A 12,907-nucleotide genomic window follows, 5' to 3' on the forward strand; every position below is an offset into this window, starting at 1 on the left:
ACCCATGAAGATTGAGACCATCAAGACCACGCCAATCGACGGGCAAATGCCCGGTACGTCGGGCCTGCGCAAAAAAACCCGCGTCTTCATGGAGCCTCGATATTTGGAAAACTTCATCCAAGCCACGTTTGACGCGATTGGTGGTGGCACGGGCAAGACGTTCATTGTCGGCGGTGATGGGCGTTTTTTCAACAAGGACGCCATTCAGACAATCATAAAAATGGCGGCCGGAAATGGCGCTGCAGGCGTGATAGTTAGCCAAAACGGAATCCTGTCAACACCTGCCGCATCGCATCTGATCCGGCTGAACAAGGCGGATGGTGGTTTCATTCTGTCAGCCAGCCACAACCCCGGTGGCATCGACGAAGATTTCGGCGTCAAGTTTAACGCCCAGAACGGCGGCCCAGCGCCAGAAGGCCTGACAGCAAAAATATTCGATGCCACAACCTCAATCGAGCAATACAAGACTGTCGATGTCGATGACGTTGATCTGTCCAGCATCGGCACGACCCACTACGGCGATATGCAAATCCATGTCGTCGATGCGGTGACTGATTATCAGGCGTTGATGGAAACACTGTTTGATTTCGCGGCGATCCGTGCCTTGTTTGCGTCCGGTTTCACCATGCGGTTTGACGCCATGCACGCAGTGACAGGTCCCTATGCGACAGCCATTCTGGAACAGACTCTCGGCGCGGCGGCTGGAACCGTTGTGAATGGTATCCCGCTTGAGGATTTTGGCAAAGGCCACCCCGATCCGAATCCGATCTGGGCCAAAGATCTGATGGATTTGATGATGTCGGATGCGTCCCCCGATATTGGTGCAGCGTCCGATGGCGACGGCGATCGCAACATGATCGTCGGCCACGGGGCCTACGTGACACCGTCCGATAGCCTTGCCATTCTAGCCGCCAACGCCCATCTGGCCCCTGCTTATTCGGATGGACTCGCAGGCATCGCACGATCCATGCCGACCAGTGCAGCCAGCGACCGTGTGGCAGCAAAACTTGGCATTGGGTCCTATGAAACCCCGACGGGCTGGAAATTCTTTGGCAATCTCTTGGATGCGGGCAAGGTCACGATCTGCGGTGAGGAAAGTGCCGGAACCGGATCAAGCCACGTGCGCGAGAAAGATGGACTTTGGGCAGTCCTGCTCTGGCTCAACATCCTGGCTATGCGCAAACAATCCGTGGCCGACATCGTCGCGGACCATTGGAACACTTTCGGACGTGACTACTATTCTCGCTATGATTTCGAAGCGGTGGAAACCGAAAAAGCCAACAAAATGATGCAGGATTTGCGCGGCCAGTTTGGCGAACTTGTCGGGCAATCCCACGCGGGCCTAACCGTCACGTCGGCGGATGAGTTTTCGTACCTCGACCCTGTGGATGGATCCATCAGCAAGAACCAAGGTGTGCGCATCGCATTTGATGGCGGCGGACGTGCTGTGTTCCGACTGTCGGGCACTGGCACCCAAGGCGCGACGGTACGCTTGTATCTTGAACAGTATTCAGGTCAGGGCGGCGATATCGGGTTGGACACGCAGACGGCCCTACAAAACGTACGTGACGCCGCCTTCGCCATCAGCGCAATGGAAGCCACCATTGGGCGGATCGTTCCGGATGTGATTACTTAAACGGCCAGCAACAAAAAATCCGGCCTCAACAAGGAGGCCGGATTAGATAATGATACACCCGATGTGCGGGCTTTATTCGACGGGCCATCCGCCAATTGCGCGGACTTCAAGGAACTCGTCCAAGCCCCATTTGCCGCCTTCGCGCCCATTGCCAGACTGCTTCATACCGCCAAACGGCGAACCAGCGCCACGACCTTTACCGTTGATGTCGACCATGCCAGAACGGACCGCACGCGCGACGCGGCGTGCCTTTTCAGGATCGCTTGTCTGGATGTAATTCGTCAGGCCATAATCGGTGTCATTTGCAATCGCAATTGCGTCTTCTTCGGTGTCAAATGCCATCATAGACAAGACTGGCCCAAAGACCTCTTCGCGCATGATGTTCATGTCGTTGTTGCAGTCGGCAAATACCGTCGGCTTAACAAAGAAACCACGGTTCAATCCCTCGGGTCGGCCTACGCCACCCGCGACCAGATTGGCACCTTCGTCGATGCCTTTTTGGATCAGGTCCTGCACCTTGTCGAACTGCATCTGCGACACTAGCGGCCCAATGTGCTGGCCAGTTTCGGATGCGGCATTCACCGAAATTGCGTTTGCAGCATCAATGGCTTGCGTGACCGCTTCGTCGTAGCGGGACCGTTCTACCAGCATCCGCGTTGGCGCGTTGCACGACTGGCCAGTGTTGTTGAAACAGCGCGCGATGCCCTGTGCGACGGCCTTGGGATCAGCGTCAGCGAACACGATATTCGCGCCCTTCCCGCCCAATTCAAGGCTTACACGCTTGATGGTTTCCGCCGCTGCAATCGTGATCGCACGCCCTGCACGTGTCGATCCGGTGAAGCTGACCATGTCTACGTCTTTATGCGCCGACAACTGGCTGCCAACCCCCGGACCGTCGCCGTTCAGCATGTTGTAAACACCCGCTGGAACGCCGGCTTCGTGCATGATTTCGGTAAACAGAATGGCAGACAACGGCGATTGTTCGGACGGCTTTAGGATCATCGTGCAGCCCGTCGCGAGTGCAGGGATAACCTTCAGTGTGATCTGGTTCATCGGCCAGTTCCACGGTGTGATCAGCGCACAAACACCGATAGGTTCGTGAATGATGTGCGTGTCGTCTTCACCAGCGCGCAAAGAGCCTTCGAATTCAAAGTCCTTCAGCGACTGGATGAACGCCTTTAGATGGAACGACCCCGTGCCGGACTGCTGCACCTTGGACATTTCAATCGGCGCGCCCATTTCGCGGCTGATCGCCTCGCCCATTTCATCAGACCGGCGCATGTAGACATCAAGAATGCTCTCCATCAGCTCAACGCGTTCGGCCTTGGATGACAGACGCCACGTCGGGAATGCGGCCCTGGCCGCGGCAACGGCTGCGTCCGTATCAGCCTGCCCGCCGAGCGAGATCGTCGCTGTGGCTTCTTCGGTCGATGGGTCAATAACGTCAAAATCGCGCCCGTCGGTTGGGGCGACCCATTTTCCGTCAATGTAGAAGTTACGTGCGTTTTCCATGGCTCGGGCCTTTCAGTTGGTGTCTCCCGTACATCTGCGTGACAGCGGCGACGCGCAAGACAATTCTTCGAATTGTATCAGATTTGATCACAGGAAATGATGCAAACTGGACTTAAGCGCCGCGATCAGTGGCTCTATCCGGCGACCTGCGCGGTCCAGCTTCATTGAACAAGATGTCTGCAGGTGGGATCGGTTTGACGGGACCGCAAGCGCCACTTGTCCGTAGTTTTTGGTGCTAGCCCTTGAATTGATATGGTGACAGTGTAGGCTAGACATAGCGTCATATACATCGCGACCTTCTGTTTCCCGCTGGCCTCAGTTGATCTTTTGACGAAACTGAGCTCAACCGCCGCGCATTGGTGGTGGCCATTAACGAGGGGACTTCATGATGGCCAATCGCACCGTGAAAAGAATTTCCACATAAAAATGCGTCGGCGTCAAAAGCTGCCCCCCATCGCGGGGCCATAGCCGCTTACAAAAACTTGATTGCCTGCAACCCCGCCCCAACACCGAATATGCTAAGGAGATAGAACGATGGCCAAACTGGAAAAGACGACCATATACGCAGCCAATGACCCTGCAAAAGAAACGCTGATTGATAAGACCGCCCGCATCGCGCGGGAAATCAAAGATGGGGACAAGGAACAGCGCGACATCAAGACAGAGCGCCTTCGCAATGCCCGTCTTGAGAATGAGGCGGTCATCCCTGACGAGCCTATCACGGCTGCCGCCAGCAGGACGCGCACGCGGCGCTAGTCAAACCAGTCCGGTCATCTATGTGGCATCATGCATTGATCCCATGAAAAGCGGCCCCCAGCGCCAGTAATTTACGGAATGTTCTGCAAACGCTCTTGAAGTTTGTCGAGTTTTTCGACTGCGCCGGACAAGGTGGCCTTCAATTGTGATATTTCGCCCAACGCGTCATTCACACCAACGGGGCGCTCAAACGTGTCCGCGACCTCACTTGTCCCGTTGCCTTCGCCGCTTACCAGCCAGACCATGGACACGTTCAACAGTCCTGCCAGCATCTGAATACGGTTCGCGTGCGGCATGTCCGCATCTCTTTCCCAAACTTTCACCGTTTCGACATCGACGCCAAGTTTTTCGGACAGCCCGTCTACGTCAAGACCTTTTGCCTGACGCGCGGCCGCCAGCCTGTCACCAAACGTCGCGTTGGCTTCGTTGAAATAATCATTTTGCTCGTGGTTTGTGGTGGACACTAGGTGCTCCATTTTTGATTTGTTTTTTTGCTGAACGCTGAGTCTAGTCTATGGAGACCCAGAATGCAAAATTGCGCAACTCCAGTCGAAAAATCATCGCTTAAAGCGTCCGTTTTGCACCCGTTTTCACTGCCTCTGCTGGCCATTTCCGTAGACGAAATATTTAAAACTCGTGAGCTGTTCCGCCCCCACTGGCCCACGCGCATGCATCTTGCCCGTCGCGATCCCGATTTCGGCACCCATTCCGAACTCTCCACCATCTGAAAATTGGGTGGACGCGTTGTGCATCACAACAGCTGAGTCGACGGCCGTCATAAAGAGTTTTACCGCAGCTGCGTCCTCGGCCACGATCGCGTCCGTATGGCCCGATGAATGCGCCTGCACGAACGCGATACTATCCTTAACGTCATCGACAATCTTGACCGACATGATGTTGCTCAGATATTCTGTGTCCCAATCCGCATCCGTGGCGGCGATCATATCTGGCACAATCGCGCGCGCCTGTGCATCGCCGCGCAGTTGGCAGTCTCCAAGTGCCGTCAACAGACGCGGCAGGAAAAGACCCGTGATTTTGCTGTCGATTACGACACACTCTGTCGCTCCGCAGATACCAGTCCGGCGCATCTTGGCGTTGACCACAATGCCAACGGCCTTTTCGAGATCAGCGCTTTCGTGGACATAGGTGTGATTGTTTCCGTCCAGATGAAGCAACGTCGGAACCCGCGCTTCTTTTTGCACCAAGGACACCAACCCACGTCCACCACGCGGAATGGCCAAATCGACCGTTTCGGTGCTGTGAAGCAGGAGCTTGACGGCCTCACGGTCGCGGGTATTGACCATTTGAACGGCATCTGCGGGCAGCCCCGCTGCGCGCAACCCTTGCGCAAGGCAGGCTACGATGACCCGCGATGAATTCAGGCTTTCCGACCCGCCGCGCAAAATGACCGCATTGCCGGACTTCACACAAAGTGCGCCAGCGTCAGAGCCTACGTTGGGGCGCGACTCGTAGATCATCGCAATGACCCCGATCGGCACGCTGACGCGGTCGATCTTTAACCCATTGGGCCGATCAAACGTTGCGAGAGTGCGGCCAAGCGGATCGTCCTGCCCCGCAATTGCGTCCAAGGCATCCGCCATGCCAGCAACGCGATCTGTCGTCAGTGTCAGCCTGTCGATAAAGGCCGCATCTTTGCCACTGTCACGCACACCTTCAACATCCTTGGCATTGGCTGACAGAATGTCCGACGCACGTTCGCGCAGGGCACTGGCGGCATGTGTCAGGGCTGAATTGCGCTGTTCGGCAGTTGCCAATGCAAGGTCACGTGCCGCCGCTTTGGCGCGCTGCCCAAGCTCTGCGATGACATCTGCGATTGTTTTCTCTGGGTCAGCCTTGGTCATGACGACATCATTCATTTTTTGGTTCCTCGCTGCGACACCCTCGGGGGCGCGTTTTATTTCAAAGCATCGGCGCGGGCGTAGGCCGCGTGCACAGTGTCATGGAACAGCGCATCAAGTTGACTGTCCCGCATCAATTGCTCAAGTCCGGCCTGCGTCGTTCCGTTTTTGCTAGTGACCGAATTGCGCAACTCTTCCAGCGACGCGTCGGACTGGCGCGCCGTTTCAACAGCGCCTGCAATGGTGTCAAAAACCAACGTACGTGCGGTGGCCTGATCAAAGCCCACAGATTTCGCTGCTTCAACATAGCTGCGCATCATTTCGAAAACATATCCCGGCCCGCTGCCACTGACCGCCGTCAGTCGATCGATTTCGTCCTCGCTTGCCAATAGAACACACGTTCCGGTCAGGGCAATCAACGCGGTCACATCAGCCAACTGTGCTTTGGAACACGCCTTGTTTGCAAACATCCCTGAAACGCCCAGCCCGACCATCGCGCCCATGTTCGGCATCACCCGAACAATAGCCGCGTCGCCCACAACCCCAGCAATTGTTGCAACGCTGCACCCTGCTGCGATGGATACAAAGCAACCACCGGATTTCAGCGCGGGGGCATAGTCCGGCAGGACATCTGCAATCATCTGCGGCTTGATCGCAATCAAGATGACGTCAAAGGCACCAGCAGGCAAATCCGTCGTTTTTGACACATGCGAAACGCCATCCGGCAGGGCCGTTGCGGCAGGATCAGCAACGGTGAAATGATACGCATCCTCACTTGCCCACTGGCGCAACATCGCGCCACCCATCTTACCACATCCAATCAAAAGTATCTTCATCTTGATCTCCCTTTCCTTCGGCGGCCTATCCAGAAACTGCGCTGCAGTATCGCTTGCGCAGTCGGGGCCGCACGCATCGTCGCGGCCTTCACTTGGCGCACGTCAAAACTGGTCTTTTAACACTTCGCACAACAACGACCTATTTGCATTCCCATGTCGGGTGCGTGCTATACATCAGCGAATCATTAGAATGAACAGTGCTACAGGGCGGTGTCGCGTGACGCAAACCGTTCCGGAATTTGCCTGTTAAATCAGAAAGTAATTGGAGATACTCGTGCCCAAGAAGAAAAAGATCGTCGTCAAGATCGGTTCCAGCCTATTGGCAAACAGTGACAGGCTGACGCTTCGATATGCCTTCATGAACGGGTTGATGAGCGACCTCGCCCAGCTGCAAAAAGAAGGTTACGACATCATCCTCACATCCTCCGGTTCGGTGGCTTTGGGGTTGAATATGATTGGCAAACGCCCCGAGGATGCGGGCATTATGGACAAGCAAGCGGCGGCAGCCTGTGGTCAGCCACTGCTGATGAATGCCTACCGTCAAGTCGCGTCAGAACACGGGATGGATGTCGGCCAAATGCTTGTGACCGTCGACGACATGGAAGAAAGACGTCGCTTTTTGAACATCAAAAACACGATGTCGCGGTTGTTCGAAAGCGACATTATGCCGATCATCAACGAGAACGATTCCGTTGCCACCCACGACTTGCGTGTGGGCGATAACGACCGCCTTTCCGCAAAAGTGGCCCAGATGATTGAGGCCGATGTATTGATCATTTTGACCAGTGTGGAAGGGTTATACGACCGCGATCCATCAGATCCGGACGCAAAGTTCATTGCGGAAATTAAAGACGTCAGCGAGCATCTAGAATCAACCACGGGCGTAAGCGCCCTCGGCAGCGGTGGCATGTTGACCAAGATGCAGGCCGCAAGCATGGCACAGAATGCAGGGGTAGAAACGATCATCGCAGACGGGATCATTGAACGTCCAGTTTCGTCTGTCCTCAAGAACGAACGCCGCTATACGCGGTGCCTTGTGACGGGTAAAACGGCATCCCCGCTCAAAGTCTGGCTCAGCAATCGGTTGCAGGTCGCTGGCACGCTCGTTGTCTCAACCGAAGTGGCGGCATCCGTGATTGCCGGTGAATGCGGCATCACCCGACAGGACGTGATTTCGATCCAAGGTGATTTCAGCAAGGGCGACGTGCTGCACGTCTATGACGAAGACGGAACGGAAGTGGCCCGTGGCCTGACAAACTTCTCGTCTGAGGAAACGATGCTGATGGCGCGTCACATCGATATGCCGATTGAGGACGTTATCGGCTACAAAACGAAAAGCGATGTCATCGCTGCTGCAAACATGCTGGTCTTAGAAGAAAACCACCTGCTCTTGGATGCACTAGAAGAAGACCAGCGCGTTGTTGTACCTCTGTAGGCGATCAATAAATTCCTGCGTCTTTTGATGCGCCGTGCGCGCCGGATTAAAATTCCGGGTCCCGCGCGCTGAATATCGATGAGAAACATACGCAGGCAAGCGCGATCGACTTCATTGACCACATCATTGAAAAGTTGCCTTTCCGCATTCGCAAAGTTCCACCGCTCTCGGGATCATGCTTCGCATAACCCTACCGGGCAATGGATCGTGGCCACGCGTTCCAAGCTGAATTTCATTGGAACGTTGAAGACCTTGGGCTCAGGCACGCCTACATAAAGCGTGTCACGCCCCAGCTAAACGGAAAGGTGAAACGATCTGACCTCCCCCCAAGGCTCCCCCTTTCATAACCAGAGCTTGCGGGTCAGAGTTTGTTTGACCCGCAAGCTAATTTCATATGGATCACTTTGAGCTAGCGCCGTCACGGCAGTGTCTTCGCGACAATCGCGACACGATCATGAGAGGCGTTATTTCGGGGGATTAGATGTTTTTCGCCAGTTTCTTGGCTTTTCTGGATTGATCTAAGATCGTTTTTCACTGCCTCAACTTGCTGACGAATGGTTTTGGCAGTGTCACGAATCATTGAGAACTTACGACGCAATGTATTAGATTCTGAATTTTTGATGTGCTCAAAGGAAAAATGCCTCACCGAGTTTCACGTGTCCGAAAATATCCGCCAAAGAGCGCGCTTTGGGTGATCGCGCGACCCCGAGCTCTGCGCGCCAAGACTCCTCAACGTCTTCAACTTGGCCAACAGCCGCGCCATGATAGCCGCTTTAAATCTGCACAAAGAGAAGCCGTTGATGAACAGAGATGGTACCCGTAATTCGACCCATTTGCAGCCAACTTAAGGTGGATCAGGATTTTATTTAGGCTTCTGATCTCATTGTTTCCGTTTTTTTCATAGGCTTCATCTGGGATCAAGATTCCGTGCGTGGAACATGGCCGTTCGGTGTTGTAGTCCGCGATCCATTTTCCGATTCCAGCGCGTGTCTCCGATCAGTACTTTCGTTTCGTCATTTCGGACGACCTCTTTCATAAGTTGATCCACCTTAACGACTGGTCCGAATTCCTGCGAACCACCTCTACAAACCCGTTGCAGGCCAGATCGCGGCAAGAGACGGGTCAATCGTTTTGCCCCCACAGCGCCCCTACGCAAATTCACTTCTGTTAACATTTACGAGTACCTTGTGCTTGGCCCGCCCTGCCAGCGGCGTTATCACCTAAATCTGAAACACATCCCGGAGCCCCCCCCATGACCGCAGTTGCAGATCGCATCGCCCGCACCATCGCCACCGACATTGGCGCGCGACCGGAACAGGTCAACGCGACCGTCGCTATGTTAGACGGCGGCGATACTGTTCCGTTTGTCGCGCGGTATCGCAAAGAGGCAACGGGCGGTTTGGACGACACGCAATTGCGCCGACTGGCCGAACGTCTTGAGTATCTACGCGATCTGGAAAAGCGGCGGGCCAGTATCCTCGGAGAGATCACATCGCAGGGTAAACTAAACGACACATTGGCCCGTTCCATCGCAACCGCAGACACCAAAGCGGTGCTTGAGGATTTGTATCTGCCGTTCAAACCCAAGCGGCGCACGAAAGCAATGATCGCCCGCGAAAACGGCCTGGAACCACTGTTGCGTGGTATCTTTGCGAGCCGGGCTGCAGATCCAGCGGTGCTTGCGCGGGCCTATCTGTCCGAGGCCATCCCGACACAAAAGGACGCGCTGAGCGGTGCGCGTGACATTCTCGTTGAGGAGCTGGGCGAGAATGCTGCACTGCTCGGGCGTATTCGCGACATCATGCAACGAGAGGCGCTGATCACCGCGCGCGTCATGAAAGGTAAGGAAGACATCGGGGCAAAGTTCTCGGATTACTTCGCCCATAGTGAAAAGTGGGCAACGATCCCGTCGCACCGGGCACTGGCCATCCTGCGAGCCGCTAAAGAAGAGATTGTCACACTCGACATCGCCCCAGAACCAGAGACGGGACTTGAGCGTGTCATCGCCATCGTCGCCGCCGAAATCGGCATACCCGGACAGACAAAGGGTGATCTTTGGTTGAAAGAGGTCGCAGTATGGGCGTGGAAAGTAAAACTGAGCACGACGATGTTCATGGACCTTTTGACAGACCTCCGCCGCCGCGCCCACGCCGCTGCCATCGACGTCTTTGCGCGCAACCTGCGCGATTTGCTCCTTGCTGCCCCCGCGGGTCCGCGCGCGACTTTGGGCCTCGATCCCGGTATCCGAACGGGTTGCAAAATCGCAGTTGTGGACGAAACAGGTAAGTTGCTGGACACGTCGACGATTTATCCGTTCCAGCCGCACAATGATTTGCGCGGGGCCGAAGAAACCCTCATCAAAATGATCCGCGACCACGACGTCGCCCTGATCGCCATTGGCAACGGAACCGCCAGCCGCGAATCTGAACGACTCGTTGCAGATGTGATCAAACGGCTCCCCACTGACACCATCCGTCCCACGTCCGTGATCGTGTCAGAAGCCGGTGCGTCGGTCTACTCCGCGTCCGAACTGGCGTCGCTGGAATTCCCCGACATCGATGTTTCTATCCGCGGGGCGGTGTCCATTGCACGCCGGTTGCAAGACCCGTTGGCGGAACTGGTCAAGATCGAACCGCAAGCCATCGGCGTTGGCCAATATCAACATGACGTGGATCAGAGCCGTCTTGCACAATCCCTTGCGGTTGTGGTCGAAGACGCGGTGAACGCGGTCGGTGTCGATCTAAACATGGCCTCCGCGCCGCTGCTTTCGCATATCGCAGGTCTAGGTCCGACGCTGGCGCAATCCATCGTGGCACATCGCGATATCAACGGCCCCTTTGCGACCCGCAAGGCGCTGCTTAAAGTGGCCGGATTGGGGCCGAAGGCGTTTGAGCAATGCGCGGGTTTCTTGCGGATCACGGGTGGAACAGAACCATTGGACGCATCGTCCGTCCATCCCGAAGCTTACGGTGTGGCCCGCAAAATCGTGCAGGCCTGTGGCCGCGATATCCGCGCGATCATGGGCGATACCAGCGCGCTGGCGGGCCTTCGGGCAGAACAGTTTGTCGATGATAGCTTCGGGCTGCCCACGGTGCGCGATATTTTGACCGAACTGGAAAAACCGGGCCGCGACCCGCGCCCAACCTTCAAGACGGCCACCTTTGCAGATGGCATAAACAGCATCACAGACCTAAAATCCGGCATGTCGCTGGAAGGCACCGTGACCAATGTCGCCGCCTTTGGGGCTTTTGTTGATATAGGCGTGCATCAGGACGGCTTGGTCCATGTCAGCCAACTCGCCGATCGTTTTGTTAAAGACCCACATGATATCGTGAAAGCCGGTGACGTGGTGCGCGTTCGTGTCACCGAAATCGACGTGCCACGCAAACGCATCGCGCTGAGCATGCGCAAAGATGGTGGTGATGCCCCATCACCGCGTGAACGCGATAGTAAAAAACCACAACCGGCACGCGCAACAAAACCCGTCAACGCACGCCCGACCAAGCCAGAAAGTCAGGGCACATTCGGTTCGGCATTAGCAGACGCACTGAAAGGACGCGGCAAGGAGTCCTGAGGAGGAACCGCATTGATTGCATCTGAAACAAAGTCGTTCTTGAAAACCAATTTTAATTTGCGGCTCTAACGAACAGCATTTGAACCTTGGCAAGGACACCGCGAACGTAATAGGTGCAGTGGTCATAGGGAGAAATGGATTCGTCAATCTCGGGTGATAATCGATTGAAACTCCCCGAACAGACAACCGTCCTGGAACACATTCCAGCTAACACAAGCCGTCGCGATATAGACCGCCGAAGAGGTCGGCGTGGATAAGCGGCCTTTGGTTGGTTCAGGCCAATGGTCCAATCTACGGCGCGCATCAAACACGACCCAAGTCAGTTTGGCTAAAGCGTTCCTTCATTGGGAATGCCGGTCTCTTTGGAGCGAAAACACGTTGGCTGTAGACTTTCCCTTGTTTTGCTAGGACTCATGAATTTCCGAAAACTTGAAAGAATCATTGCGATGTCCCCTGCCCAAACACCCAAAAACAGAAAACGTGGTTGGATTATTCCAATCGGTGGCGGGGATAGAAAAGTTCATACGTCAACAATCCTTCAGCGCTTGGTTGAGCTGAGCGGTGGTTCAGATGCCCGCATGGTTATTATCCCGACCGCGTCCCAATTGGATACAGCAGGGCAACGCACGCGCGATGTGTTTCGAGAACTGGGTCTGAGCGGCATTGAGATCGTCGACCTTGAAACCCGCGCCGATTGTGAAAGACCTGAGATCCTTGAGACATTGAGGACTGCGACAGGCGTGTTCTTTACGGGCGGCAACCAGCTTCGGCTCGCGACGACCATTGGCGGTACATCTGCTGCAAAAGTGCTGCGTTCTGGCAATGCAAGTGGGGTTCACATCGCTGGAACGTCCGCAGGGGCGGCGTTTGTCTGCGAACATATGATTGCAATTGGCAAGTCTGGTGGAACCCCAAAACGCGGTATGGCGTCATTGTCGCCGGGCCTTGGACTGACCAATCGCGTGATTGTCGATCAGCATTTTCGGGAACGCGACCGTTTGGGAAGGTTACTGACAGCATTGGCATATAATCCGTTTGCAACCGGCGTCGGTGTCGATGAAGATACAGCTGCGTTCATCGGGCCCGATGACGTGATCGAAGTGTTCGGAAGCGGTGGTTTAACGATCGTTGATCCGTCAGAACTCGAATTTTCCTCGATGGCGGACACGAACATGGGGGCAGCTGTTGGGCTTGTTGGCGTAAAGCTGCACATCCTCTTGGCTGGCGACAAGTACGACCTGAATTCACGACAGGCTTATCCAATCGGCGACGCTAACCATCCGTAAACCCACCAAACAG

At 55.3% G+C, this 12,907-nt stretch carries 9 protein-coding genes and 1 pseudogene; 6 read left to right on the forward strand and 4 right to left on the reverse strand.

The window, feature by feature from the left end; translation table 11 throughout:
- Positions 1 to 4 precede the first annotated feature (4 nt).
- A complete protein-coding gene (locus OA238_RS18820) occupies positions 5 to 1,636 on the forward strand; it encodes an alpha-D-glucose phosphate-specific phosphoglucomutase (RefSeq protein ID WP_015496406.1) in 1,632 nt (543 codons plus the stop codon).
- A gap of 72 nt (positions 1,637 to 1,708) precedes the next feature.
- Here the strand turns inward: OA238_RS18820 and OA238_RS18825 are convergent, their stop codons facing one another.
- Positions 1,709 to 3,148 carry an aldehyde dehydrogenase family protein gene (locus OA238_RS18825; protein ID WP_015496407.1) on the reverse strand — a complete coding sequence of 480 codons (1,440 nt, stop codon included), beginning with the start codon at positions 3,146 to 3,148 and terminating at the stop codon, positions 1,709 to 1,711.
- Positions 3,149 to 3,682: 534 nt separating this feature from the next.
- On the opposite strand from OA238_RS18825, the gene OA238_RS18830 reads away from it, so the two are divergent.
- Positions 3,683 to 3,904, forward strand: a complete 222-nt coding sequence (locus OA238_RS18830) for a hypothetical protein (RefSeq protein ID WP_044037181.1) — start codon at positions 3,683 to 3,685, stop codon at positions 3,902 to 3,904.
- A gap of 71 nt (positions 3,905 to 3,975) precedes the next feature.
- Here the strand turns inward: OA238_RS18830 and OA238_RS18835 are convergent, their stop codons facing one another.
- From OA238_RS18835 to OA238_RS18845, 3 genes are all read right to left on the reverse strand, one after another.
- The gene (locus tag OA238_RS18835) at positions 3,976 to 4,368 is read right to left on the reverse strand and encodes a helix-turn-helix domain-containing protein (protein WP_015496408.1); all 393 of its coding nucleotides are present in this window, start codon (positions 4,366 to 4,368) and stop codon (positions 3,976 to 3,978) included.
- 126 nt (positions 4,369 to 4,494) lie between these two features.
- Complete coding sequence (locus tag OA238_RS18840; protein WP_015496409.1) at positions 4,495 to 5,781, reverse strand: glutamate-5-semialdehyde dehydrogenase; 1,287 nt, start codon at positions 5,779 to 5,781, stop codon at positions 4,495 to 4,497.
- A gap of 38 nt (positions 5,782 to 5,819) precedes the next feature.
- The gene (locus OA238_RS18845; RefSeq protein WP_015496410.1) at positions 5,820 to 6,599 is read right to left on the reverse strand and encodes a pyrroline-5-carboxylate reductase family protein; all 780 of its coding nucleotides are present in this window, start codon (positions 6,597 to 6,599) and stop codon (positions 5,820 to 5,822) included.
- A 274-nt stretch (positions 6,600 to 6,873) separates the two neighbouring features.
- On the opposite strand from OA238_RS18845, the gene proB reads away from it, so the two are divergent.
- The 4 genes and pseudogenes from proB to OA238_RS18860 all read left to right on the forward strand — a co-directional run bounded on the left by proB (position 6,874) and on the right by OA238_RS18860 (position 12,894).
- A complete protein-coding gene (proB, locus tag OA238_RS18850) occupies positions 6,874 to 8,034 on the forward strand; it encodes a glutamate 5-kinase (RefSeq protein WP_015496411.1) in 1,161 nt (386 codons plus the stop codon).
- Positions 8,035 to 8,096: 62 nt separating this feature from the next.
- A pseudogene (locus OA238_RS30510) lies at positions 8,097 to 8,351 on the forward strand (hypothetical protein); the annotation flags it as partial.
- 935 nt (positions 8,352 to 9,286) lie between these two features.
- Positions 9,287 to 11,608, forward strand: a complete 2,322-nt coding sequence (locus OA238_RS18855) for a Tex family protein (RefSeq protein ID WP_015496412.1) — start codon at positions 9,287 to 9,289, stop codon at positions 11,606 to 11,608.
- A 446-nt stretch (positions 11,609 to 12,054) separates the two neighbouring features.
- On the forward strand, positions 12,055 to 12,894 hold the full coding sequence (locus OA238_RS18860; protein ID WP_044038531.1) for a cyanophycinase: 840 nt from the start codon (positions 12,055 to 12,057) through the stop codon (positions 12,892 to 12,894).
- Positions 12,895 to 12,907 lie beyond the last annotated feature (13 nt).

This window comes from Octadecabacter arcticus 238 (assembly GCF_000155735.2).
GTDB lineage: Bacteria > Pseudomonadota > Alphaproteobacteria > Rhodobacterales > Rhodobacteraceae > Octadecabacter > Octadecabacter arcticus.

Coding starts and splice junctions, on each gene's coding strand:
- OA238_RS18820 (WP_015496406.1), top strand. CDS start 5: ATGAAGATTGAGACCATCAAGACCACGCCAATCGACGGGCAAATGCCC.
- OA238_RS18825 (WP_015496407.1), bottom strand. CDS start 3,148: ATGGAAAACGCACGTAACTTCTACATTGACGGAAAATGGGTCGCCCCA.
- OA238_RS18830 (WP_044037181.1), top strand. CDS start 3,683: ATGGCCAAACTGGAAAAGACGACCATATACGCAGCCAATGACCCTGCA.
- OA238_RS18840 (WP_015496409.1), bottom strand. CDS start 5,781: ATGAATGATGTCGTCATGACCAAGGCTGACCCAGAGAAAACAATCGCA.
- OA238_RS18845 (WP_015496410.1), bottom strand. CDS start 6,599: ATGAAGATACTTTTGATTGGATGTGGTAAGATGGGTGGCGCGATGTTG.
- OA238_RS18855 (WP_015496412.1), top strand. CDS start 9,287: ATGACCGCAGTTGCAGATCGCATCGCCCGCACCATCGCCACCGACATT.
- OA238_RS18860 (WP_044038531.1), top strand. CDS start 12,055: ATGTCCCCTGCCCAAACACCCAAAAACAGAAAACGTGGTTGGATTATT.